22 protein-coding genes and 1 pseudogene are annotated in these 25,000 nt (G+C 36.0%); 14 read left to right on the top strand and 9 right to left on the bottom strand.

Translation table 11 applies throughout. The features are described 5' to 3' along the window. Nucleotides 1-11 precede the first annotated feature (11 nt). Nucleotides 12-4,370 (bottom strand): RHS repeat-associated core domain-containing protein, encoded by a 4,359-nt coding sequence (locus LDL57_RS07035; RefSeq protein ID WP_180560041.1) that lies wholly within the window; start codon nt 4,368-4,370, stop codon nt 12-14. A gap of 510 nt (nt 4,371-4,880) precedes the next feature. On the opposite strand from LDL57_RS07035, the gene LDL57_RS07030 reads away from it, so the two are divergent. The 3 genes from LDL57_RS07030 (at nt 4,881) to LDL57_RS07015 (ending at nt 6,498) form a co-directional block, all read left to right on the top strand. Next, complete coding sequence (locus LDL57_RS07030) at nt 4,881-5,108, top strand: hypothetical protein (protein WP_180560042.1); 228 nt, start codon at nt 4,881-4,883, stop codon at nt 5,106-5,108. Nucleotides 5,109-5,997: 889 nt separating this feature from the next. Beyond that, on the top strand, nt 5,998-6,195 hold the full coding sequence (locus tag LDL57_RS07020) for a hypothetical protein (RefSeq protein WP_180560043.1): 198 nt from the start codon (nt 5,998-6,000) through the stop codon (nt 6,193-6,195). A 75-nt stretch (nt 6,196-6,270) separates the two neighbouring features. After that, nucleotides 6,271-6,498, top strand: a complete 228-nt coding sequence (locus LDL57_RS07015) for a hypothetical protein (protein ID WP_180560044.1) — start codon at nt 6,271-6,273, stop codon at nt 6,496-6,498. Between the two features lie 190 nt (nt 6,499-6,688). Here LDL57_RS07015 and LDL57_RS07010 read toward each other — a convergent pair whose 3' ends face one another. After that, nucleotides 6,689-6,859 carry a hypothetical protein gene (locus LDL57_RS07010; protein ID WP_180560045.1) on the bottom strand — a complete coding sequence of 57 codons (171 nt, stop codon included), beginning with the start codon at nt 6,857-6,859 and terminating at the stop codon, nt 6,689-6,691. An 820-nt stretch (nt 6,860-7,679) separates the two neighbouring features. Between LDL57_RS07010 and LDL57_RS07005 the strand changes: the two genes are divergently transcribed. Beyond that, the gene (locus LDL57_RS07005; RefSeq protein WP_180560046.1) at nt 7,680-8,063 is read left to right on the top strand and encodes a hypothetical protein; all 384 of its coding nucleotides are present in this window, start codon (nt 7,680-7,682) and stop codon (nt 8,061-8,063) included. Then, a complete protein-coding gene (locus LDL57_RS07000) occupies nt 7,973-8,365 on the top strand; it encodes a PipA/GogA/GtgA family type III secretion system effector (protein WP_180560047.1) in 393 nt (130 codons plus the stop codon). Before LDL57_RS07005 ends, LDL57_RS07000 begins: the two co-directional genes overlap by 91 nt. Before the next feature lie 291 nt (nt 8,366-8,656). On the opposite strand, the gene LDL57_RS06995 is transcribed toward LDL57_RS07000, so the two are convergent. Beyond that, entirely contained in the window at nt 8,657-8,827 is a 171-nt protein-coding gene (locus tag LDL57_RS06995; RefSeq protein WP_225507376.1) for a phage tail protein, read from the bottom strand. A gap of 767 nt (nt 8,828-9,594) precedes the next feature. On the opposite strand from LDL57_RS06995, the gene LDL57_RS06985 reads away from it, so the two are divergent. From LDL57_RS06985 to LDL57_RS06960, 5 genes are all read left to right on the top strand, one after another. Next, on the top strand, nt 9,595-12,654 hold the full coding sequence (locus tag LDL57_RS06985) for a pentapeptide repeat-containing protein (RefSeq protein WP_225507374.1): 3,060 nt from the start codon (nt 9,595-9,597) through the stop codon (nt 12,652-12,654). A 168-nt stretch (nt 12,655-12,822) separates the two neighbouring features. Continuing rightward, nucleotides 12,823-13,707: a hypothetical protein gene (locus LDL57_RS06975; protein WP_225507372.1), complete on the top strand. Its 885-nt coding sequence runs from the start codon at nt 12,823-12,825 to the stop codon at nt 13,705-13,707. After that, nucleotides 13,668-14,147 carry a hypothetical protein gene (locus LDL57_RS06970; RefSeq protein ID WP_225507370.1) on the top strand — a complete coding sequence of 160 codons (480 nt, stop codon included), beginning with the start codon at nt 13,668-13,670 and terminating at the stop codon, nt 14,145-14,147. The genes LDL57_RS06975 and LDL57_RS06970 overlap by 40 nt, the downstream gene beginning before the upstream one ends. Before the next feature lie 73 nt (nt 14,148-14,220). Beyond that, nucleotides 14,221-14,385: a hypothetical protein gene (locus LDL57_RS06965; protein WP_202881809.1), complete on the top strand. Its 165-nt coding sequence runs from the start codon at nt 14,221-14,223 to the stop codon at nt 14,383-14,385. A gap of 118 nt (nt 14,386-14,503) precedes the next feature. Next, nucleotides 14,504-14,692: an ogr/Delta-like zinc finger family protein gene (locus LDL57_RS06960; RefSeq protein ID WP_180560049.1), complete on the top strand. Its 189-nt coding sequence runs from the start codon at nt 14,504-14,506 to the stop codon at nt 14,690-14,692. Between the two features lie 74 nt (nt 14,693-14,766). Here LDL57_RS06960 and LDL57_RS06955 read toward each other — a convergent pair. From LDL57_RS06955 to LDL57_RS06935, 4 genes and pseudogenes are all read right to left on the bottom strand, one after another. After that, nucleotides 14,767-15,777: pseudogene (locus LDL57_RS06955) on the bottom strand (DUF4917 family protein). Between the two features lie 498 nt (nt 15,778-16,275). Beyond that, on the bottom strand, nt 16,276-18,051 hold the full coding sequence (locus LDL57_RS06950; protein WP_225507368.1) for a retron Ec67 family RNA-directed DNA polymerase/endonuclease: 1,776 nt from the start codon (nt 18,049-18,051) through the stop codon (nt 16,276-16,278). Between the two features lie 359 nt (nt 18,052-18,410). After that, complete coding sequence (locus LDL57_RS18350; protein WP_510516327.1) at nt 18,411-18,968, bottom strand: hypothetical protein; 558 nt, start codon at nt 18,966-18,968, stop codon at nt 18,411-18,413. Between the two features lie 214 nt (nt 18,969-19,182). Beyond that, nucleotides 19,183-20,145 carry a hypothetical protein gene (locus LDL57_RS06935; protein WP_225507364.1) on the bottom strand — a complete coding sequence of 321 codons (963 nt, stop codon included), beginning with the start codon at nt 20,143-20,145 and terminating at the stop codon, nt 19,183-19,185. Between the two features lie 413 nt (nt 20,146-20,558). On the opposite strand from LDL57_RS06935, the gene LDL57_RS06930 reads away from it, so the two are divergent. The 4 genes from LDL57_RS06930 to LDL57_RS06915 all read left to right on the top strand — a co-directional run bounded on the left by LDL57_RS06930 (nt 20,559) and on the right by LDL57_RS06915 (nt 23,186). Then, on the top strand, nt 20,559-20,924 hold the full coding sequence (locus LDL57_RS06930; RefSeq protein ID WP_180560052.1) for a hypothetical protein: 366 nt from the start codon (nt 20,559-20,561) through the stop codon (nt 20,922-20,924). A 431-nt stretch (nt 20,925-21,355) separates the two neighbouring features. Next, complete coding sequence (locus tag LDL57_RS06925; protein WP_225507362.1) at nt 21,356-21,886, top strand: Rha family transcriptional regulator; 531 nt, start codon at nt 21,356-21,358, stop codon at nt 21,884-21,886. Between the two features lie 438 nt (nt 21,887-22,324). After that, nucleotides 22,325-22,783 carry a hypothetical protein gene (locus LDL57_RS06920; protein WP_180560054.1) on the top strand — a complete coding sequence of 153 codons (459 nt, stop codon included), beginning with the start codon at nt 22,325-22,327 and terminating at the stop codon, nt 22,781-22,783. Between the two features lie 10 nt (nt 22,784-22,793). Continuing rightward, entirely contained in the window at nt 22,794-23,186 is a 393-nt protein-coding gene (locus LDL57_RS06915) for a hypothetical protein (RefSeq protein WP_180560055.1), read from the top strand. 32 nt (nt 23,187-23,218) lie between these two features. On the opposite strand, the gene LDL57_RS06910 is transcribed toward LDL57_RS06915, so the two are convergent. Next, nucleotides 23,219-24,685, bottom strand: coding sequence for a phage tail fiber protein (locus LDL57_RS06910; protein WP_180560056.1), 1,467 nt, complete (start codon nt 24,683-24,685; stop codon nt 23,219-23,221). 68 nt (nt 24,686-24,753) lie between these two features. Then, complete coding sequence (locus LDL57_RS06905) at nt 24,754-24,999, bottom strand: hypothetical protein (protein ID WP_180560057.1); 246 nt, start codon at nt 24,997-24,999, stop codon at nt 24,754-24,756. Nucleotide 25,000 lies beyond the last annotated feature (1 nt).

Raw genomic sequence — 25,000 nt, 5'->3', positions numbered from 1 at the left:
AGCAGCTTTATTTAACCAATAGAGCGCCACAAAGATCTGGCAAATAACTCAATACCAATAGCGGCACCAATCAATCCCGCAGCAAAAGAGATCCAACCCAAAGTTGAGGAGGCTTCTGGGTGACTGTCCTCCATTGCTCCACTGGCAATCGCGGTAATATCGGATACCACGCCAGCTGCACCAACCAGTAGTGTGGTCGTCGAAGCGGCGCTTATCGCAGCCATCACCCCGCCAGCTGCCGCTATCGCCATTCCGCCAGTAATAACCGTCAAGCCAAAACCAATAATCCCGCCGATGATCCCCACAATACTCTGCCAGCTAAGATGTCCTGATGGGTCGGTGTGATTGATCGGATCGCCCGCGCAATAAGCATAAGCATTGATGCCTCCGGCGCCAAAGGGACTTAACTCATCCGGGCAGGTAAAGCGCATTAACACCGGACTGTACGCGCGATAACCATTACCTAAATGATAAACGCCACTGTACGGGTCTGGCCGTTCACCATTAAAGCCCAATAACCCGTCACTTGACTCACCGCTACCATAGGCTGACCAGTTGTGCCTTTTACCCGCCGGATGGTGACCCCCTTGTGACCACAATACACTGGCGTGACTATCGGTCGCCGTTAGTGTTACCCCGCTGTCATCACTCACCCCTAAGCATTGATGACCTGCCTTAATAAAGCGCCGCGCCTGCCCGCCCGTCACTTCATTCACTAGCTCCTGCCCCTGATAATATAAAGCGCGCGTCGGCTCATCATCGAGCTGTTGGCTGATTAACCGATTAAGTGCATCATAATTATAGTGACTGTTGCCTTGCTGACCGCCGATTTGCACCAACTGCCCTAAAGCGTTATAGCGTAACCGCCGGCCAGCCTCATCTTTTGTCAATCGACCTTCGTTATCATACTCAAGGGTGATTTGCGGCGGATAAGCCGGGTGGCTATGGGTCAAAGCGGTTAACTGGGTCGGGTCCTGGGAGTTAGTATAAAAATAGTGGCTCTCATTACCACTCCCATCCGCTAAGGTGGTGGTGACTTTTTGCAGGTTATTTAGTGCATCATACTGGTAAGTTTGCCCCTTCATCCTTTGACCATAGCCATCTTGCGGTAATTCATTGCCACTTAATTGATAATCAATCAGTCGATTACGGTTATCATAACGATACTGCGCCTGCTGTAATACTTGTTGGTTTTGGCTCACCTGTCGTGAGGCCAGTAATCCGTTGGCTAGCCAGCTTTGGCTTATCGTCAGCACGTCACCGGAGGTCGTCTCTATCTGCCGGCTTATCTCGCGCCCCAAATCATCATAACTTAACCGGGTCGTGACCTGATTATCACCACCGGCACTACGGGTGGTTTGTTGTACCAACCGCTTTAATCCATCGTACGCTAACTCCGTTTCCAGCGTGCTATCGGCTATCTTTATCAGACGACCAAGTTCATCATACTGATAGCGCGTTTGTTGCCCGCTAATATCCATCATCCCAGTCAGTAAACTTAATAAGCTGCGTTGATAGTTGGCCGTGCGCGCCTGACCGGCTTGCTGGAATGTCTCCGCTATCACTTCTCCATCCGCCCGCCGCTGGTAACTAATTGTTTGACCGTTCACCTCGGCCGACAGCATCTCGCCGGTCTGGTTGTCATAACGAAAGGTTTGCTCGATATTGGTCGTGGTGAGTTTTCTGACCACATTACCTAAAGCCGGCAGATAATCAAAACTCACCACCTCACCTGATGGTCTGATAATCCGACTGGGTAACGGCGACACCCCGTCATACTGATATTGGGTTACCCGCCCGCCGCTTTGCCGACGTATTATTCGACCCAGGCTATCAAACTGCTGTTCCCCCAATTGCCAACTGCGCTGTTGGCCTTGGCCATCTAACCCACTCACACTAATACTGGTTATTTGCTCTCCAGTTAAATGCGGCGCATAGGTGCGGCTTAATATCGTGCCATCGGCCAGGGTTTGCGTTAATACCCGCCCATGAATATCATAACTGCGCTGCGTGACCTGACCCAGTTCATCGGTCTCATGGCGTAACCGCCCCAATCCATCCCAGCGATACTGTTTACTGCCCTGCGCGTTGCCACGACTATCATACCAGACCTCCTGTTGCAGTAACTGGCTTCGCCTATCCTGCTGTGACCAGTGTTTACCGCTGCTTAACCCACCGCCGCTACCATAGACCGTTTGACTTAGTTGTACGGGATTATTCTCCTGATGCTGCTGATAACCATCGGAAAAACGCAATGTCCGTTGCAAACCCCAGCCATCATACTCCATCTCACAGGCGATTTTTAAACCCGAACCCTGCGTTAATTGACCCGACATACTCAATAACCAGTCCTGGCCGCTACCATGTTGTTGCTCGCCTAACGCGTTATAACGTTGGCGGGTTATCTCATACCACTGGCCCGATTCATAACGATACTGGCCTATCTGGCGGGCCCGGCCATCAAAACAGCTTTTTACTTGTACACCTTTAGCATCCGTTTCGATAGTCACCGGCCCGCTGGCCTCCAGACTATAGCTCCAACGAGTGTGGCTTGCATAACCGGTGCCGGCGGCATGCGTCTTCAGCAGAATGCGCCCCAAATCATCATAATGGTAAGCGATGGTAATTCCCTGGATATCCGTTTCCTGCAATAGTTGACCATTATCCACTTGCTGTACCCGGGTCATGTTACTGGTTAATCCATCATGACCGGTAGAAAATACCGTCTGCACCAACTGCTCACCGGAGACCTGGCTGCTAAAACGCTGCTGACTGCAATAAGGAGTACCGTCCTGATAGCGCGTTTCCGTTATCAATGTGATCCGTCCCAGCTCACTCCCACTGGTTTGGTAGTCCGTTTCGCGCATCACCAACAACTGCTGGTCACCATATTGCGCTTCACTGGCCTGCACAACACCACGATTATTACCCAATACTTTATAGGTATACTGCGTTTTCATCGCGGGTGTATCAGGATAATCACTCGGCCGCGGCGTGATCACTTTTTGTTTGATAAATCGCACAAAACCATTTGGCTCTGCCGGGCACGCACTGCCTTCTCCCTCAGCCGGATAATAAATCGTCTCAGTCACCGTACCATCTGGCCCCTCCTGTCGGGTTGGGTTACCATACTCATCAAATTCAGTCAGGGTGATTTCCTGACGAGTCGCACCGCTGTTATCAATATAATATTGCGTCGTTTTGCGCGGCAATAAAAACTGTGCCGGCTGACCCTCAATAAACACCCCCGGTTGCGCATAATACTCACTCTCACTGCGTTGGATGAGCCCATCACGCCACACTTCTTCTTCAATTTGTAAATGATAATTATTGTAGGTGCGCTTCACCGTCACCACTTGCTCTTCATGGCGAGTCGTGGCAATTGAATCATAGGTATAATTGGTTAACGTGTTATATAAATAGTCACTGTCTGCCGCCCAGTCACCAAAGTTACCATTAAAACCCAGGAAGTTTTGCGTACTGTAACGATATTCCGTCTCACTCACCGCTTGACCACCGCCCGGTAGGTGACGATGGCGTAATACTACCGGTAAGTAGTCCGTCCTGCCCGATGCGGTGGGAAAACGTAATCCTTCGGTACCATGGTAAGTTACCTCATCGCGCATCCCAGTCGGATAATCCACCGCCGACAATAGGCGATATTCTTGCCGCTGGCCCGCCTGACTATAATACATCTGCCAGCTTAAAGCCGGCCCGCTCTGACTGCGGCGCATCACATTATCTAACCAGCGACTATTGGTGAGCACAAAATCCAGTTGATAACGCGCCGTCGTCTGTGGCCAAACCGTCACACTCGCACCGTTATCGCGATAATCTATCGTGCATAACTCACCATACGCATCCTGAATACGCCTTAATAAAGGCACCTGACCATTAAAATCCCACTTCAACGTTACTGCATGACCTAAGGGCGAAACTATCTGGCTAACAACAAAGAAGCCACGTCCCACTAAGGTTAGGTACTCTATTTTGCCTTCCTTCCAAATCACCTGATAACCTTGACTATCATCATGGCCATTGGTAAACACAAAGCGAACATTTTTTAGTTTTTGATGACGAACAACATCACTGCCCGCCGCTATGCGATATTTTTCCCCACTACTTAGCGACAACAGCTGGCTGCGATTATCATATTGGGTTAAGCCTAAGGAAAACCCTTGACCAAATCCCCAGTTATCGCTCGCCAGTGCCGAATAACTTAATGACAAAGATAACTCAGGACCCAGTAACCGATTGGCCGTAAACTGGGCGAGGGGGAAATTGACTTGAAACTGTCCGGTGCGCGGATCAACACCCGTTTGCATGGCACTGACAAAATTGCCAGACTGACTGGTAAATTGGTTATTCATGTTTTGCTCTTTAGTTTGTTAAAGGATTAATGTGATGCTCAAATAAAATTCTGTTATTTCGCGATGCAACTAATATTTATTTTGCTTTGTAAACTAATATCCGCGTTTTACTTTGTATTTTGCGATTTTTGCCAGAATAGCGCTGTTTTAATCAAGTAACGGAGAGAAAGATTATTAAATTTGATGAATTTTATTAATCCAGAAATGACATAATAAAAGTAATTAATTATAAAATAATGACGTTACCAAATAGAATATATAGAAAAGAGATGAAAAATTATTCACAACGATAGATAAACCTTAATATTGTTTTATATTTTATTCTTTACGTATCATGTCGATGCCATACTTTCGCTTTTTATTGGCTCGCTACCAAATAATTTCATTTTTATTTTCTATGACAACCTTAATGAAATATCTCTAATAAAAAATTTTGCATAATTAAAACATCATACTAATTTTATAAAAGATTATAGTTATCTTTATCAAAAATTATAATGAGGAAATATAATGAACAAATTTTTCGAAACACTTTTTATTCTATTTATTCTGACAGCCAATTGTTTATCCTACGCAAGTGATAAAGTTGAAGGACAAAGAAAACCACCAAATGTTTCTGCAATAAATACAAAAATTGAATGTCCATTAGATAAACCTAATGGTAATTGCTGCCCAACCAATGCTAGTAGCGGAGTTGTATGTGATCCTGTAACTGGCACTTGGAGTCCTAAAGAGTAAAAAAATAAAGCTCCACGTGTTTAGAGTGGAGCTTTGGATTAGCCATTTTATCTTTAGATGAATATTAACTCATCCAACAAAACAATAGATAGCTTTATCACACAGACAATTGTCTTTTTTAATAACAAAACCAGCTCGTTGACTGTATTAGTTGGTCACTGTTACCTAACGGCAACTTATATTAAGCCCCAGCAGGTTTAAAATATATGGATAAAAAAGGTATAAAGAGTAGAACCTAGGTTAAGTGATAAAAAAATTATGTTGCCGAATATTTGGTTGTGATAAACAGCGTGAATTAGTAAAGTGAAATCCTGATAAAGAAGTTAGACAATTTTAAAAAACAAGCCAGAGATCGATATATTACTGATAAAAAATAGCAGGCACTTTATCAATCTTCAGCAGTTAGTTTACCCTGCCATTACAATTTGAATACGTTTTTTGAATATGAAGTTTCAAAGGCTATTTTTTGATTTTTTTGTAACCAAGTCTGCTAGCGGCTTTTATGCCATTAAAATTGATTAACCATATACGACAAAATGCTTCTTGTTCTTCTGTGAGCGCCATTTTCATTTCCTTATAAAAAAACCATTCATATGTGATGTTGTTAATCTGATGTAAATTAAGAGTTTTTGTTTAATTAATAGCAATGGAAACAATTTTGCTCAACTTCAAACGTCAATTGGGAGGATCTTGCCTCACCCAGATCGGTGACATAATATTTGTCCTTTATTTTATCCCATTGTCACCCAATGTAGCTGCGCCATTTAAAGCTAACCATTTGATGTAATTAATATATAGTGAATATTTATTACCTTAACCACTTTTTGTTGCAAAGTTGTTAATATCGTCTATTGTTTAATAGCTTTTTCATCAATAACAAGGACAACTTATGAAAACCTTTTTTAAACTAATGACTATTTTATCTGTTTTTGCATTCAGCACGCTACCGGCTACGGCGCATGTTGATAATCAAACAGCGAATACAGAAGAAGCCAGTAATGATAAAGACACTCATCAAGAAGCTAGCAAAACGCAAGCATCTAATTCACAATATCAGCCTGCAGATGAAATTAATATAGCGCCATGAGCACACATGATGTTATCATAGAAATCATAGTGTTAGATAAAAAATAACCTTTCTTAAATTTTTTAGGATAAAATTATGAAAGCATTATTTAATTTATTTATCGTTATTGCAATTTTAACATTTAATAATCATTCGCTAGCTGGTACAAATTCCGAAGCAACAGGAGCACATCCAGTCAGTACCGGGAGCCCAACAACCCCGCTTTGCTGGATAAATAATAATGGTGATCTCTGTTATTATCTCGCAACAGGCGCTACCCATTGCGAACCCGCACCTAATAAAGAAGCATGCCAGCACAAATGAAATAGTTTATATTTTAAATAGATTGTTAAATGAGATATCAATAAACCTACTTAATTGTAGGTTTATTTTTGGTTACAAAATTATCTATAGCTGTTCATAAGCAAAAAATAATTTTTAGATAATGTATTTGTTTTTATCAATAAACCTCTTTGTTTTTTTCTAACTGCCAAAAAAGGTCCTGAGGTTCAATTCACAGCTTAATATAGCGATAATTTTCTTCAGCGTCAGACACCTGTTTAGCAGTTCTTGCGTTATCCGTGCTAAGGGTGATGCCAATAATACTATCGGACTTTGCACACACCGCTTTGATGAGCAACTGCTTTATGCCATTTTGCAAATCGTCAATCAACTTGGCTTTCATATAATTAAGTTGCGAGTTCCGTTGCGTATCAAGTTGAAGCTGTAATTTTACTTCTTTTAAATAACTGTTTTTGAGTTCTGTCTGCTTATTAATTGATCCCTGATCTATTATAGTTAATCCTTAAATTAGACATAATGGTTATATAAAATCATGATCAGGAAAGCGAAAAGATAAGTTATCGCCCGGAAGTGTGTTTCAGCCATGGGCATATTCAACCCTTCAGGCGTGTGTCCATGTTTAAATGTGAAAAGTTAAAGTTACTGATTAATATTTAAGTTAAGATTTCAACTCAGCGTAATATAAATTAATTGGAGTAATAGCTGATTAATGTCAAAAAAAATAATAGCAAAAATATTTTTTTAAGTAAAAGTTGCCGCACTTGAAAATATTGTTCTCAGCATTTTTGTTATTCCTAGATGGAACACAAAAAATACAGCCATTTAAAGTGATTAGACATCTTAATAAGGCACCTAAAATTGCTATAAAAAAATTATCGAGATGGTAAATTATCCTACTTAATATATTGAGTGAAAGAACGAACGGGATAGTTTCCTTACACGGGGTAAAGTTAAAGTATTTTGAATAATTGCTTTTAATAACATAGCACACAAGTATTCCTTCTCAATGCGCAGTCTTACCAGATCACAAACCCTCTTTTCTTATTCTTTAATATGTTTCCCATTCAAATAATATAAAACATTCATTTAGTTTTATAATTGTTAAAATCCAATATGCAAATAATTATTTTTTTCATATAAAATTTAACATTTAAAATCACAAACTCATTCTTCTCAGTTATCAAACCAAGGGGATATTCATTATGCATAAAATTAATCCTGCCTGCCATTATCCTGCTACTATCTTAAATGATAATGCAGCTATAAAAACTAATATTGATGAGATGTTAGCTAAACAATATTCAGACTTAAATATGCAATCTATCAACCCATCACTAATGAGAGTTGAACATGATAAACTGGCAACAAATAACGAACGATTACATGCAGCTGCCGAAATAAAATCTCTATTTATTCCTGGTGCCGGAAGATATGACCCTGATAAAGCCCTAAATCAAAAGCAGCAAAAAAATGCGAACAGGCTCTATCCAATATCATGGAGTTTGCCTATGACAAAAGTTCAACATTCAGACGATTATTCAATTATGGTTATGACCAAATCCTCCATGAAGGTGGATGGATATTAGCCGCAGATGAGGAGTTTGGTACTACTATCACAGCCGAACAGATAGCCGCTGCTGATGGTAAAAAAATTATTTCCTTAAATATGGATCCTCTCGAAAAGCCAGATCCTTATGATACATACCAAATAGAAGATGGCAGTCGCGTGCCTTTTAGCTTGCTTCGTTCATTTATGCATGAAATTGTGCATGCTTTAACAATGCTGCCTGATAAAGATAATGAACATGACAGAGGGCCTATTGTTGAATACACAAATATCATACTTAAAGAAATGGGTGATAACCAACCAGCAAGATTTAAGTATTGATGGACGCTAGTTATCATGATAAATACCTCTTTACAATAAAGACATCTGCGTTACTAATCTTCATAAAATAACGACATGCATACCAAAGTATGCAGAATAAAAATATTAATATCAGCTAAATGTCTCACTTATCCAACCGTGAGACTTTAAACCACCTATCTGTTTCTATTGCATTAAGTAGTCATTAATTAACATGCTATTTTTTAATAATGGCTGCACGCGATATCATCGTTGACCATTAAAAAACTAAATGGCAGTGGGCAAATAAATGATTTTAATATATGGCGGCGGCTAAAATATAGGCGTTACTTGAGCTTTGTTGCCTAAATATAAAAATGACCCTGCTTGTGTTTCTGGATTAATGCCACCAGCAGCAACCTGACTGTAACCATCGCCAAATTCGACTTTTTGATCCGATGTGAAAATTCTCCCGCCGGTTGATGTTGAATTTGTGTTTGCCATTTAAATTGTTCAATCGCGCCATATCAGTACCTGTAAAAGAAAAACCCGCACGAGGCGGGTTTTAGCAAAATTATTTAATTTCAAACAACAGCTTATTTTTTTGAATGAATCTTTATCATTCTATCGGTAATTTTTATCCCGAGCCATGCCTATTTTATCTGCGCGGCTGAAAAATAGTCTAGTTTCTCAAAACATTTCTTTAAACCAGGAAAACCAACAAAAAAACAGATAAAACAATTAAATAACAAAATCTTAGTTCATCGCGTTATATGACCCGTAGCTGACTTGTGAGCTATTGATTTTTTCGTTTTAGCACTTGCTATTACCCATATCACAATTTCTTCTATCACCTAGTAGGCTATAATGTAGTCCGATAAACGTAGTTTTATTTTAAAGCATCCTGCTAATTCACCATGCAATCTTGCTGATTCGATATAGAGATTATCTTGTAAATTTTTAACTTCTTTTAAACTGCTCACGAATATTTTTATCCAGCTTTTACCCTTTTTTTTAATGCGCGTTGATTGAATTCTATACTAAATTTCATCAAGGTTTAGCCGGACGCGTTTAGCTGGGTTCTTTAGTCGTTCACGTATAATTTCTAGAATGTCATTGTCTTCAACGCTGTTCTAACGGAGTTAAACAGCCACGCCAAACAATTTATCAATAATATTATTACTTTAACTGACAAACACAAACAATTTTTATTTTTTTAACATTTTGTTTTCAATATAATTAATTTTTTAAACGTAAATATAGGATCCCTAATGCCAGCAATAACTCACTCTCCTTACTCTACGACATGGATGACATCAATATTAGATTTTTCCCAGAATGATAAAAAAAATCTCGAAAATATCTTGAATAAAGTTCCAGCGAATAACAACGTAAATCCACAAGAGCAAATACATAACCAACAAGAAAAACCAATAACTATATTGTCAAATAAAAATGAAGCTCAGCACAAAAATGACACCCTCAATTTAATTAACCAATTTATTAACCCACCACTATCAATAGCTATTGAAGAATTTGATAAGCTTGCCCATGATGAACAAAATCGACTGTTGCGTTCGCTGTTAATTAAAGAAAAGATAATTAATCAAGAGGATAAGGCGATACCGACCCGGGAGCTTGCTAACGGCATTATTGATTATCTTAACCGTTATGATTATAGCAAAGATAAGATAGCGGAGCTCGCCAGGTTACTGTTAAAGCCTTTAGGAGAATATGGCGCTAGTAAAGGTGAAACTGCACCTTATGCACGTCAGCAGGCAGCTATTACCAACTGGCTGCAATACGCAATTTTTGGTATGCCTATTGATAACTGGCTGCTAGCACAGATAAAAAAATATCAACCACAGCAGAATGCCTTTATTCAAGCGGCCACCATCACCGATAAATTGCAACAAATGATAATGGGAGGTATTCCATCAGATAGCTGGCGTTTAATGCAGACAGAACAGATTAAATCATCCGAGAATTTTTTGTTACGCCATCAAGATCTGAAAAATGATCACCACAATCATATCGAATTAACTTTGCCCTATGCAGAAATTCGTGATTATTATCAACAACGGATTTTAAATCGCATTCTGCCAACACTGACATTGCAACCAAAAACCCCAGATGAAAGGCAACGGCTGCAAAAGATGGTGTTAAATGAACCCGAATGGGGCTACTTACATGCAGGTGCCGGATTACTGAGTGAAAGTGGTGCGGATTTAAATAACATGAGTCTGGATGAAATTATCGATATCGGTATGTGGCTTGAAACCTCAATATCTAAGGAAACCGTACCGGCTACCTATGTTCACTATTTCAAATTACCGGCCATGATCCATGATGTATTAACAAATGCTGATCAAGCGAGAGTGGCTGAGAGTGATAAAAAAGCGATGGCCTCAGTTTATCACGCTTATTTTGACCATTTAACCCAGCACCATAACAATAATAATCCATTTATCCAACTCAGTAATTTATCACAAAATTGGCATAGCCGGCCAGCTCTGGCCCGCCAGCAACTAAAAGAAAATGATATTGATGAAAGTTGGTTAAATAACTATCTGTATAAAAATAGTGCGGTGGAATATCAAAACAGACAAGGTCAGACGGTATTATTACCCAATATCGACACTATTTTTAACCAACAGAATCAAAAAATTGCCGATTTTGCACAACAAACAGAACTGGCATTATTACCTCAGGTTTTTAACTCGCTTACAGAAGCAGAACAGCAATTTATTGAAAGTGCAAAAATTGAACTGGTAAAAGCCGAATTTAATGCCCTCGGCAGTATTCGAGGCGTTTCATTGTCGCCATCATCCAGGGATGGGATAATGGCTTCGGGTGTATTTATTACACCCGTTCCCGATTCGATTGATATGCTTAAATGTACCTTTAACGGCGAAGAACGGATCTATGCATTACAAAAACAACCGAATACAAAAATAGGACGCTATAAACTCTCTCGGGTCGATAATAATAAAAATGACATCCTCGACCTGTTTCCTCATGAGCCGGAAATTCGCACTGACAATGAGTATCAATTAAAGTTTCATTCCGCATCTTTGCTAAAAAAAACCGCTGAAAAACCGCAAGTTTTAATTGACCAACTAGCGACATTACATCGCGACAAATTAGTTAATAAACTCCAACAAGAAGGTTATCAGGAAACCGCCCGCCAAAGAGGCGATGCTTTTTTCTTGAGTCTTATTCCTTTCTACACGGTAATTACTGAAGCTCAACAAGGGAATACTGACAAAGCTGTTCAAGCAGGGCTATGGGATATGGCCGGTTTTTTGTCTTTTATTGGCTTAACGGTATATATTGGCGGACGATTTAGTATAGCCACGGGAGAAGCTGCCCTTAACGGACTGCAAACCGCATTAAAGCAGGCTACATTCCGCCAGGCATTAAGCGAAGGAGGCAAACAATTAGTCAAATCTGGCATTCCTCATGTAGCAAATATCCTGCCTCCCAATGTGGTAGCTAAATTAGGCACCGCTTTTCTGCGCAGCGTCGATCCGGGATTTGAATTGCTGACATCCGGCGGAATAAAAGGGATTAATGCGTTAAAAAAAGCTGCGAGTCAGTCAAAAATAGAAATCAGTGGATTAAATAAACTAATAAAAGCACTCGAAAAAAAGGCCTCTGATTTTCCGGCTGCGCCAATTGAGAAAATTAATATAGAAACCGCTTATCGACCTGATCTGGCAAAAGAGGTTTCGGTTATTAACATCGGTCATGAACGGGGCAATGCGATTTATGTACAGGTAAATCCGGCAACTGGCGAGCCATTTGGCCGAAAATATCTGCGGGATGCCGCCGGTAATCTTGAGTTAGCGCCAGTTCCAATCGGTGAGCGTCTTTATCATCTCAGAACTCAGGGGTTGGGCGGACTGGGATATAAAATGGCTGAGAGAGTTTGGGGAGAGCAAGACCAAATGGGAGATTCATTAACGAGGATCTCCCTTTATAGGCTAAAAAATTTATTAACACAACAAGGACAAAATATTAATTTAATGAGGAAGAACTTAAGTAAGATAAATTTCACTAAACTTAACAAGAGAAAAATCATTTTTTCTGACGCTATGCTAACACAAAGTAACCTATCTGAATCAAACTTAAGTAATTTTAACTTGAATAGGGCTAACTTGAGTGAAGCTAATCTAGATAAAGCTAATCTCACTGAAGCTAATTTATATGAAGCAAAGATAATAAATGCTACTTTAGTGAATACTTGTTTATTTCAGACTAATTTAAGTTTGGCTAACCTGAAAAATAGCGTTCTGAAGCAGGCTAATCTGGCTGAAGCTAACCTATAATTAGCTAATTTAACTAATGCTAATCTAATTGAAGCAAATTTAAATCATGCTAATTTAAGCGCAGTAACTATTCGTGGTGCTAATTTCACTGGCGCCAATCTGGACAACACAATTGATACTTTCTCTCTTAATCTCCCATTTAACAATTATTTCAATTCTAGAGTTCATATGAATTATATGGATATACTAGATCTTGAGCTTAATCATTTTAATAATAGTGGAAAAAGTGTTCTAACCGCTATTGATAGTATCGATAATCAATATAGTGCGCTAAAAACCAAATTGGCACTGCAATTAATTCAAGAAATTGATAATAGTACTTTTAATCTTGCTTCTGTCACATTACCGTTGTTAGATACTTTAGGAAAAATGCCCTTCATAAAAAATTCAGAAATTAATCAGTTTGTTAACAAACTAATTGATAAATATCTAGAAAACAATACATCACATCTACTCAGTAAATTGAAAACGCATCCGACAATAATTGATACTTTTATCAATTATTTTAACCAACACCCTCGGTTGATGGTTTCCGACGAATTGAATAGTGCCTTTATTCAAACCATACTAGCAGCCAGAATAAAAGGAACTGAGGGAATGAAAACTGCAGCGCAGCAGTTGTATAAAAAGTATCTGGATTTGCCCGCTATTCAGCAACAACTACAACATGCAGAAATTGAGGGCATTTTTGGTGACTATGCCGGCCATGCGGACTGGGCAGATAATCAAGCGGCAAATTATCTACTATTGTCTCCAACAAAACCCGGTAGAGTGTTAGTAATTACTGAAAATGATCTCAATCAAATGTTGCATCCTGAACTGGAAACAAAATGGAATAATATTTTTCTTTTTCAGGATGGCAAGAATTTAAGTCCAGCAGAATATAGTTTGCAACAGTGTTACAATCAAGAATTTCCCCTATTCTCTAATCCATTCTCGCATATTCATTATAAAACAGCATTTGATAAATTAATTACGACATTAAATTTAAGTGACCAACTTAAACCTTATTCTTGGATGCCATTAAATCCAATGTATTTGCTACAAAACTGACAGATAATGCTAGTCAAAAAGCACTTAGCCAAACCTTTTCTCGTGTGCTTGATTTTGAACGGGGTTACACATTGAAAAATGAAAATTATGACCAGATTATTAATATCTACGAACTAACATCAAGTTCAAATAGAGAAAAAGCGGAACATCTCTTCTCGCTATCGGCGGTTTTTACTCGTTATTCCTCCAGTGCAATCTTTGGTACCGAATGGGATTCTCCTACGATGCTGCGATATTATGCTTATGCTTTACTAGAAAAAGCGCATAAACTTGATCCCAGCTTAATCGGTCAACATACATTTAATGATTGGGAAAATCGATTACTTGGTAAAAATGGCGCCTTCACTTGTAGCGCTCTGCTGGCTGATCAGATGATTGTTTATGCTAACGAGCACTGCAAGCCCATATTACAAAAAATTATCCCACCAGCTTGGCGATAAACGCTTCAAATAGAGTCGCTTAGGAATAAAATAAAATGGCATTGTTGAAAATAACAATAATGCCATATATTGATTGAATGGGACAAGTGAAGAAAATACCCTTGCCTATGCGTTAGCTGCCAGCCGTTGTAATATCAATATGCTAATACAGAGCCGATTAATATCCTTAACTCTAACGGACAATCGCGGATTTGAAATTGACCAGCAAAATATTGAATTAGATGACAGCGACGGGTAATTAGCCTTACGTAGTCGTCGTCGTAGCACAGATTTTCGTTTATCTCTAAATGTTAAATGTCTTATTACAATAAAACCATTGACGACAATATTCACATCATGGCCAAGGTAAGAATATCATGATGAAATGTCCTGTTTGCAGCCAGCCAGCCCGCGCTCGTAGTTCCCGCTATATTACCAACGAAACCAAAGAAAACTATAACCAGTGTCAAAATGTCTATTGCAGCACGATATTTGTTAGTCATGAAACAGTGGCGAGGTATATTATAAAACCGCAGTTGATTAATGCAGCAGCACCTAATCGGTAGCTAATCTGTAAGCAATATCATTCACACTCATAATAAAAGAGCCATACAACTATGGCTCTTTTAAGTACGATAGCTTAATTTTTCCAACAACCAGAGCTATCACTTTTATAAAATACAATGTCAGTATTCGCACCAAACTTATCACTTATTATCTGTTCTACTTTGTTGCAATATACTTGATCATTATCATAAACAGATACTGCTACTTTTTCGGGTTTTGATAATTTTATTCTGTCTAAAATATGTTGATCCTGCTCACTAATAGCCCAACCATAAATCACTAATTTTTTCCCAAGATCAGTAAGAACCTCACGATAGACAGTGTTTAAGTAATTACTGCTCTTTATGGCATTAATTTTTTGCGTAGCAGTTCCTTCGCTTACAAATAAGGGAACATAGTTTTCTGTTTTCCATTGCTTAAGTATTGACTTCAAAAGATTGTTATCTTCACCGCTTACAGTTATTTTATATTCTGATTCTATTTTATTCCGACAAAGCATTAAATTGCCATGTGGGTAGAAAACAAGCGTAGTGTTAGTTGAATTTCTTCTTAACGGCTCGCGAAAACGTCTCCAATCATCATCAAACCTTTTATTGATAAAACAGTCTTTTACTTCATACCCATCTTTTTTATCACGGCCATACATTACCGCCCAATATTATATCAAATCATAATTTAGAGATAGGACGGTATGAAACTGTTTAATAAAAGAGTAAATTGTCGATATTGTTTGCTCTGCTATCTCTTGGTAGTCAGGATGAATTTCCCTTACTACCTCAATTAAACAATCACGAATGTGTAAATATGCATCTCTAGTTTTATTATCACTAATACCCAGCGCTTGATTAATATTTGTTGCCTGCCATACAAGTCTTAATACTAATTCAAAATCTTTAGTTTTAAAAAAGGTAAACAATTTTTGTACATCAGCAGTCATAAGTTTTTTTTTGGCGTGTTTAAATAAAGAGATATATTCAAAACGAGTGTCAACTGCCCTACTAGCACCATTACCAATAAGCAATGCGCCATTTCCATCGACAAAATCTTGCGCTATTGCATTCCAATCAGAAATTTGATGTGACATATTTGCTCTTTTTATTTTTAAATTGTAATGAACATAGAAAAATACGATATGGACAAGAAAAAACATGTAATCACAGCCAGTTTCCCCTTGTCATTTTTGCTATAAAGACCATATGCAAAAAAGAATTCATTTAAACCCATACGGTCGTTACAACCGGTGCTGCCAATTTACTACCCTTTTGCTGCCATTTTTTGATTTTTAATGACAAGCTCCAAACGCAAAAAAGCAACCCTAAAGGTTGCTCTTTTTTCTGCTTAACTCGCTGATACTCAACGAATTTTTAATATGGTGCCCAGGGCGGGACTTGAACCCGCACAGCCTTAAGGCCGAGGGATTTTAAATTCATCTTTTTTTATTTAAATATTAATAGGTTAGCCTCAATTTTCACTATAAAAACTATTTTCATGATCTAATAAAATCAATGAGTTATCTAAGATGATAGGGTTGATATAGTGAAAAAACAATAAGGAATTTATATTTAAATAATACTGAAACAATTTAGCGAGCTTTATTTATAATTCGAGACTTTGACAATTCTTGATAATGTTTAATGATTGCTTCAATAGCATCAAATATTGGCTTAAATCCTTTGAAATCGATATTCCTGTTCTTATCACGAACTACTTTGGTGGAGAATATATGCTTGCTATACTCTGTTTCAGTGTCCTGATCATTAGCTTTATTAAAATATTTTCCATTAAGCGTTATGTTTAAAACCTCTGGCGAAAAAAGATCCTCCATAGAGGTTTCCCTCACTGACTCACTCAATGGTGTAAGAACTATATATAAATTGTGAGTTACGTGAATATATTTCATTCTTCTCATAGACTTCACGTCATTAGGGCAGTTTTCAACCTTGTTTTTTAGATGGTCAAGTAACTTGTTTGGACCTGAGTCATTATCAAGTATAATAATCACAGGATTTTTAGCATCAGTTCCATAATAAAGTTCATATTCATCCCTGTATCTCATAACAAATTTTTTAAGATTAGCAGTTCCACCTGACAAATCTAAAAAATAACTTGCCTTAGTATTAGACTTGCAGATATTAAGCTTAATCTTTTTGCCATTGTTAGTTTCTTCAATTAAATTAGGGTAGATAGCCGAAAGTGAATGCAAAGCTGTTGTTAAATAAATTCGGTCAGTTTTACCTTCTGTTAAAATTGTAGGAATAGTATTACCATGAAAATACTTATAGTAAATAAACTTGCTATAGGCCTTTTCCCTAGCATTTAGTCGCAAACGATAGCCATTTAATTTTTCTTGGACTTTTACGTATTTTTCAGGTTGTTTATTTTTTTTATTTTCAATATTATTAGATTTATCAATGAAATTAATAAAACTAAACATGCCTTCTAAACGAGCAAGGTTTCCGAGAATCATATTACCATTTTTATCAGGCAATTTATATTTTCCAGTACTGTAAAGTGTTTGCGCTAGCGCTCTGACTTTTTTGGCATAACGTCTATCTACATTAACAATCTGATTGACAGTCAGTCCTGTAACTTCCTGCCTAGATGATTTATAAGCAAGCCTTGTTTTAGCATCATTAACTTTAAATCCTGCCTTTGTAATTTCATTAACAAGTCGAGAGCCTAAAATTACACCTTCTAATTCAGGTATTGCTAACTCTTCAGGGAAAATCTTTTTATTGGTTGAGAAAGTAATATCATCCGCATATCGAGTATAAGTACAGCCTAACTCTTTAGCTAACTTTGCTAATCTCATATCCATAATATTACATATAAAATTAGTTATAACTGGTGAACAGGGACTCCCCTGCGGTAAAACTCCTTTATAACAAGCAGCCTGAGCCAGTGTTGTCGCAACAACCGGCGTTAACTTAAAATCTCTATTTGAAATAAAGTATCCTCTAACTCGACCAAAATTAAAACTTCCAAAAAAATCTCTCAAATCAAGATTAAGAATTATCCGTTTACCTTTATGCCTACTCGCATTGGAAATTATTGATTTATCTTTCTCAAAGCCAAATGAGAAATTATTTTTAATTTTTTTAGAGTTGAACAACTCTTGCCTACAATCTATCAGCAAATTAGCTATTCTACGCTGGAGGTCTTTTAATTTATCATTCGGAGCAGAAATAACTCTTATCCCTGTCCCTCTCTTAGGAATAGAGAATTGCTTATATTGGTTATCCGTTCCAACCTTATAAAGAATGTTAGTCAAAAAAATCACATTAACATTTAATAATTTTGCCAAATCACTACGAGATGATGCATTTTTCAACGCATCTATTTTTTTGGTATCCGTCATGTTAATTCTTCATCCTAGAAAAGAAAACGTATGTAGGTACTCTTTCGCGCAGCTTAATTACCGCATTGCCATTAGAACAATTCAAGGAAAGCGAGAGTTCCCGCCATTAAAATGACCGGTTGCGATACACAACCAACAAATCTACCTACATACGCAAGAATTACACTACCAGTCTAACCCCTTAATTTCCATCAATTTCTTAATATTTAATAAAATTTGTAATCCATTAAACCGCTAATTTCATTCATTTAACAATATTTAAATAAATTTAAAGCAATGATTTTAAAATACACCTATTTTTTAAAAAAAAGAAAACTATCCAATACAGTTTTCTTATAATTAATACTAACTAATTTTATCTATTCACTTTTCATTGGAACTTCTCTAGAAAAGACTGCTCCTTCATGCTCGGGTTTATTTTTTTCCTCCATATGAAGAGCTAAAGCAAGATACATAATTGAATTTCTGACTAGCTTCATTAGTGTCATTAATTCCATTTCAAATTCATTTTCTGTAATCATCATAGAATGACTTGAACATTTTTTTTGTTCGTATATTAGTTTTTCTATAATATTCAATTTGTTTTCAATTTTTTGTTTTTCTTTTTTTAGTATATCTAACTTGTGAGTGGAAAAATTTTTCCTATTATTAAGTTCAGATATTTCATTATTTACTTCATCTAACCGTTTCTTAAGATTTTCTTTCTTATATTTAATCTTTATAAGGTTATATTGTTTAATTTTTTTATCAGATTGTGTTAAGGTATAACCGAAATTATCAACAATCTTAAAAGAACGATGTTCTATAGCATTTCTAATTTCATAAAATGACTTAGTATCAGGATCAAGCCAGCGACTAACAGAGTCAGAATCCTGAACATCACGAATATCTTTAAGAACATAAAATAGTGCATGTATAAAAATATTCTTACTATCTTCTATTTTTTTATTTGGCTTCCAGCAACTACGGCTATTAAAATCTTTAAATACACTATTAATATTAATTTACTATCTTTTTCTATATTATTTAAATCAAAAAATCTATTCATAAAATAAGCAATTTATCAAAAATTGCATATAAATTTTTAAATGCACTTTTGTAATGTTGTGCTTTTAAATTAGTAATAGAATGTTACATATCATCCACATGATAATATGTATCGTTAAAAAAATGTTTTTGATCATTGGTCATATTTTTAGCAGAAAAAACTAAATAACGTGCATAGCAATAATCATCTTTTAATTCATCAAAATTACCATGATATGTAAGCTCTTCATACAATGATAAAGAATTATTTATACGAAAAGAAAACCCCGGCAATCCCAGACTATCATTATAACAAATATCATATGCACAATTATCATTTAAATCATTTATAAATAATCCATTATCACCACACCATTGCCAATAATCACGCATCCTTTTTTTCTTTGTTTTTTTATCAAATAGCTCTAAATTATCAAATTCTTTTATATTGAAATTATTTTCAAACCATTTTTTGAATTCTAAAAATTTTTGATCTGTTTCAGGATAAATGCCTTCTAATTTTGGACAAAAGCATGTAAGATATAAATTAATCAATTTATATGCATTAAAATAATGGCACTCCTTCTGGATAGTATCATAAATACAATTAGCAAGAAAAATTTCATGTCGTGCTTTAGATATGATAGCCACATGGTTTTGAGTACGTTTATAAGCACTATTCCATAAAGGAATACAACAAAAAACCCGCCCTTGTGCTCTTAAAACAATACCAAGATTTGTTTCAATACAGCTATATAGGTAATTTTCTTTATCAGTTAAAAATTTTATTTGATTTATAGCATATAGTGCCCGCCTAAAGGATATAACAGATCGACTTAAATCGTTAGAAAACCACTCCGAATTATTTTTGTTATAGAACACTTGATAGCAATTACCTAATACATAGAAAAATTGAGCTTCATCCAACAAACTTGCAAATCTATATTCAATATCAAAATGTGATCTTATAAAAGATTGAAGCTTTTCATGATTACGCGACTCCAAAATCTCATCAGCTTCTTCAGATATTTTGTGAATAAAATTTGAATCTAAAACAGGTGGTTGCATACATAAATCCATTAATTTCAGTGCATAAAATTAATTTTCAAGAACAAATATTTTACCACTTTTACATAATAAACATTGTTATCAATATGTAAAATTATATTTTCCTAAAATAGTATAAATTTAACTCTAAATTGAATTAGTAGTTTTACCTTCAACCTATCTAACTGAGTTACTTTCTTATGCCATGATGTCTCATGATGAATAAAATCACTACAGGATAATCTAAATATTAGAAATTATATCGACAAACAATCATGGCCGTTCAAAAATCGTGTAAAAACAAGAAGATGTTAGTTTTTTTAAAGCAAATTGGAGGTACACTATCAGAACTAGTGATAAAAATAAAATAATCTATAAAATGAAAAAAATACTCTTAATGCTAATTATTATGATCTTTCATTTTTGTAATAGGAATGGAAAAAAGTTATATATGCACAGCTTATGATGATAATGCTAATATGCTTCCACAAAATATCTTCATACATTTAACAGATGAAGGTGAAGAATATAGAGCTAATGTTAACTATGCACTGGGAGATGAAAAAAGGAATACACAAGATAGAGCAACGGTATTTATAGGGTTTAAAAAAGATGAAAGTATTCCTTTGGAAAAAGGCGGTGAAATAAAAACAATAAATTATTATTTTCCTGATAACAATAAAAACAATTCGCAAATATTGGTAGTTCAAGTTTATAAAGATGAACAATCCATCATTTTTGCTGATCTATTAGATGAGTTTATTTCAACAAAATATCGTTTTATGTGTAATGATGTCTAAATTATTAAAAATATTGTCATTGATAATTAACATTTATAACAAATAATTCATTATGTAATTTTTCCTCTGAAATTTACACCACACCGAACACGCTGGCATCTCCCCTCTGACATAACCAGATTATATTCCTCTCCTGTTAGCTATCATGGTAAATGAATTTACTGTAGCATAACCTAAAAACATCATTTAATAATCGTCATTGACGAGGTAATATATCGTGCGCTATAGTTCCACAAAGGTGCTCAAAACACCTTAGTAAGCGGTCTCCACACCCGAAAGATTGTGGTTTTTTTATATCCATATAATTTTGATATGGTCGGGCGTGCGGCTAATACAATACCTGAAAGGGAAATATGCCCGCCGACTTACTACGGTTTTGAGCGCCTGACCACCCTAAAATGGGTAATTCAAAAATATAGTAAGGATATAAAATGAATAATCAACTTTCTTTATCTTATCCAGAAGTCATCATCCACAACGATAAAGTTGTAACAACATCTATGGCTATAGCCGATTATTTTCAAAAAGCACATGATAATGTACTCAAAAAAATACGTTCAGTTATTGCTGATTGTGACTATGATTATCATGTCGTTAATTTTAACGAGATGTTCCTAGATGTGGAAGTTGCAAAAGGCGCAAAAAGAAAAAGCCCATATTATCAACTAACTCGTGATGGTTTTGTGCTAATCGCTATGGGGTTTACAGGAAAGAAAGCGCTACAATGGAAAATAAACTACATCAATGCGTTCAACCGCATGGAAACCGAACTTAACAAAAAATCACAAAACAACCTTAACTTTAAGGCAATAGTTTCTGTCGAGAACGGCAATGTTGTCAGCGTTAAGGAATTACATGATGATGAATTTGTAACAACCATAGACTCAATAGCGTTTATTGCCAAGAAATCAGGTTATATTTTTATGCATTCAGATGAGATTATAGAAAAGTTGGCTAAATGAAATATATTCGAAAGATAAGTTAAACAAAAAACCAAGAATCAATTAGGTATAATCATATTCCCTCTAGACAGAGTTTTGGAGGAGTTATGAAAAATAATCTCTCTCAACTTCAAGTGGATGGAGGTATAAGTTCAAATCCTTTCATATCAACCTGGATTTAACAAAAAACCAATCGTAACTGATTGGTTTTTTTGTGCCTAAATTCACCAGTTGTAAAATGCCCAATAATTATTTCTGGTTTTCCTATTCTTCGATTAATTGAATGTACCAAGGACTTCATATAACTCAATTTTCAAAATTTATAATCAATTAAAATAATTATTTTAATTATGCGCTAAATCAAAAAACATTTAATCATTTGCTGCGTAAATATATCACCATTTATCTATCTACTATAATTTTTTCCCTTGGCTAACAGGAAGTTTTTGAGAGGAATGTATGAAAATTTTTATTTTAGTTATAGCGATATTAACTGGTATGAAAGCGAGCGCAAGCGAAAGTGTTGGATGGGTAGCATCAGATCCTAATAATATCTATATTATGGATAACATTGTATTAGCTCAAATTCAGAGTGACGACAAAGGAAAGGGCTTTCTCTTCTTTCCGCTTGACTCTATTGCAGTAGGGTATTCATGTCCAACAGAAAATGATATCGAACAAGTATATGTGAAATTAAATGGGGTGATGGAAATATGGGGAACTAAATGTGTCGATGCCAAAGATTTTACCGGATATAGAAAGGGTCGGGTAGCCTCAAGACAAATGTATGCCGTATTAGATCCTGAAAATATTGTTGAATCACTTAAAAAAGATAAACCTGTCAAAATTGAAATACGAGGTAAAACGTACACAATATCAACAAAAGGTTTTAATGAGGCTTACGAATTATTGAAATGAGATGTCCACAATGAAATTTATAAAAAATTTATTCAATTTTTCTGCATCAAAATATGATGAAATTACATTAATTAAATTTAGCGATTGGTTAAAAATATATTATGAAAATGAAAAAAAGCCATTAATTCAATCTAGAATGGCAACAGCACTTATTGTTAACGGAATTAACATATTAGATAAATTTGATGAAGAATATTCTATTTTATATTATTTAATGAAAAATAAAAAAATTACATCTAAAAAATTATTTGATTTCATAATTTTAAAATGCTTAAGAGATGGAGATATAGTATATGATGAATTGCAGTATCGACCAGCAAGAGAAGCATTAGCAATGATGATTGGTGATATTTATGAAAATGACAAAAATTTACTTTTTTATATCTCACATGTTAAAAAATAAATTATGTTAATATCTATTTAAATTTTATCTTCCTATTTCTGCTGCAACACAGAATTAGGTGGCATCTCTACCCTGACATCAAGCCATGTCGACATCGGAATATCAACTTGTTCACCGTCAGCATAATAAACCGGTTTGCCTTCAATAATATCTTTAACTCGCCAGTTTTGGAAATCATCTGGTAAATGCGAGTGCTGCCTTTGAAATGTTTGTATTTCAATATTGCCATCAGATAATACTTTATCTTTGATATAAATAAGTTCTAGGCCGTTACTATTTTTAGGCACAGATATGCCGGCGTTTATGCCCCACGCACCGTCTGCGTTATAACCCATGACGCCTGTGATGAAATAAGATCCGACTCCAACTCGTTGAACATTGACGCCTTCTGATTCACCGTTGGTTTCAAAGCTGCCGTCAGGATGAATTTTAACTATTGGCGATGCTCTTTTTAAAAACCCATTTGCATCAAACGTTGTATTTGTATTAGTTAATATGTCAAACCATTTTGACCATGTTTTATTATCGCCATTTCTGACTCTATATTTAATCTTATTATTTGAATATCCACCAACAAGTTGGCATTTATATTCACCTCTTCCCCAGCACAAACCTGGCCCCACAATACCAGGGCCATCAGGAATGCCGGTTGTGTAGCCAAACGCGATACTATTTACAGGCCAGCTGTCATAGTTTCGTAAACCACCTTTGACATTTTCATGTATTGTTCTTGATATGTCAGCATCAAAACTTTCATGTTTTAATGCCACCATACCGTTTTTGCCATAAGGTATGTCGATTTTACCTCGATTTTCATTATTTGACGTTCTATACAGCATGTAAGCTTGAGAACTTCCAGGGCCATGCTCAATGTAGAATCGGCTATTATCTTCAGTTTTATTTAAGATAATAGAAGCATAATTTGCCTGTGATAATATTTGACCTGCAGTAAAAATTTCATTCGAAGTTTTTCTCGCAAAAGTATCAGTGTTAGCTTTTTGACTCATCACTTTGTCAGTAGCGCTACCAATTGCTTGCACAACACTGTTTTTATCAAATTTATCACCCACAGTTTTGCCTGTTTTTTTGATAAGTTCTTGCAGTGCTTTAATCGACTCTAATTTAACTGCCTTACCACTTGGTAACGTAATTTCAACCACGCCAGTCTCTGTCAGCCATGTGTCCATATTTTGCAGAAAATAATTAATATAGGCATTCGCGGCGACCAAGGCACGTGCGGCGTCACTATTGTTATTGGGTTCAGTAAGATTAATGGTGTAGGTGGTATTTGTTGCACTAAATGTTGCGGTTTCGGCTAAAACTAATTCATTGTCACTGTTAACCGCTTTGATCATGTAGGGATAATTAATATTGTTATGTTTTATAAGTATTAACATGCCAATCGAAACAACCGGATTATTACTATTCCATTTGGTGCCAGTACCGCTAACAATAGCTGATCCTGACACTATTGTGACTGTGCCAGTGTTATATATCATAAGTTTTCCTAAAATTTTGTCATAAAAAAACGACTTATAATAAGTCGTTATTGAATATTTAAGGGGGGTTAGTGACTGCAACGAATTTCATCAAAAGCAGCAGGATCGAACCATCCCATCATGCCCAGAAAAGGTTTGCCAGGGCTATAATATTGATTATTAATTACATCATATTTAATTAATCTGACTGCTTCGCTCTTTTTGACTGATTGAATATGAATGATGCCGGCACAATCTACTTTTTTGACTTGCCAATTAATACCATTACAACCAGCTAATACTGTTATAAATAAAATTAAGAATGATTTTGTCATA

Origin of the sequence: Arsenophonus apicola (genome assembly GCF_020268605.1) — a bacterium.
Lineage (GTDB): Bacteria > Pseudomonadota > Gammaproteobacteria > Enterobacterales > Enterobacteriaceae > Arsenophonus > Arsenophonus apicola.
Note: the sequence above shows the minus strand (reverse complement) of the source record. Positions and strands in the feature narration are given on the sequence as shown.

Bases quoted from the DNA above. Each gene is read 5' to 3' on its own strand.
- LDL57_RS06960 (WP_180560049.1), top strand. From the start codon at position 14,504: ATGATGAAATGTCCTGTTTGCAGCCAGCCAGCCCGCGCTCGTAGTTCC.
- LDL57_RS07005 (WP_180560046.1), top strand. From the start codon at position 7,680: ATGCATAAAATTAATCCTGCCTGCCATTATCCTGCTACTATCTTAAAT.
- LDL57_RS06930 (WP_180560052.1), top strand. From the start codon at position 20,559: ATGGAAAAAAGTTATATATGCACAGCTTATGATGATAATGCTAATATG.
- LDL57_RS06985 (WP_225507374.1), top strand. From the start codon at position 9,595: ATGCCAGCAATAACTCACTCTCCTTACTCTACGACATGGATGACATCA.
- LDL57_RS07020 (WP_180560043.1), top strand. From the start codon at position 5,998: ATGAAAACCTTTTTTAAACTAATGACTATTTTATCTGTTTTTGCATTC.
- LDL57_RS06925 (WP_225507362.1), top strand. From the start codon at position 21,356: ATGAATAATCAACTTTCTTTATCTTATCCAGAAGTCATCATCCACAAC.
- LDL57_RS06915 (WP_180560055.1), top strand. From the start codon at position 22,794: ATGAAATTTATAAAAAATTTATTCAATTTTTCTGCATCAAAATATGAT.
- LDL57_RS06905 (WP_180560057.1), bottom strand. From the start codon at position 24,999: ATGACAAAATCATTCTTAATTTTATTTATAACAGTATTAGCTGGTTGT.
- LDL57_RS06910 (WP_180560056.1), bottom strand. From the start codon at position 24,685: ATGATATATAACACTGGCACAGTCACAATAGTGTCAGGATCAGCTATT.
- LDL57_RS07015 (WP_180560044.1), top strand. From the start codon at position 6,271: ATGAAAGCATTATTTAATTTATTTATCGTTATTGCAATTTTAACATTT.
- LDL57_RS06975 (WP_225507372.1), top strand. From the start codon at position 12,823: ATGAATTATATGGATATACTAGATCTTGAGCTTAATCATTTTAATAAT.
- LDL57_RS06995 (WP_225507376.1), bottom strand. From the start codon at position 8,827: ATGGCAAACACAAATTCAACATCAACCGGCGGGAGAATTTTCACATCG.
- LDL57_RS06950 (WP_225507368.1), bottom strand. From the start codon at position 18,051: ATGACGGATACCAAAAAAATAGATGCGTTGAAAAATGCATCATCTCGT.
- LDL57_RS07035 (WP_180560041.1), bottom strand. From the start codon at position 4,370: ATGAATAACCAATTTACCAGTCAGTCTGGCAATTTTGTCAGTGCCATG.
- LDL57_RS07000 (WP_180560047.1), top strand. From the start codon at position 7,973: ATGGAGTTTGCCTATGACAAAAGTTCAACATTCAGACGATTATTCAAT.
- LDL57_RS06920 (WP_180560054.1), top strand. From the start codon at position 22,325: ATGAAAATTTTTATTTTAGTTATAGCGATATTAACTGGTATGAAAGCG.
- LDL57_RS06935 (WP_225507364.1), bottom strand. From the start codon at position 20,145: ATGCAACCACCTGTTTTAGATTCAAATTTTATTCACAAAATATCTGAA.
- LDL57_RS07030 (WP_180560042.1), top strand. From the start codon at position 4,881: ATGAACAAATTTTTCGAAACACTTTTTATTCTATTTATTCTGACAGCC.
- LDL57_RS07010 (WP_180560045.1), bottom strand. From the start codon at position 6,859: ATGAAAGCCAAGTTGATTGACGATTTGCAAAATGGCATAAAGCAGTTG.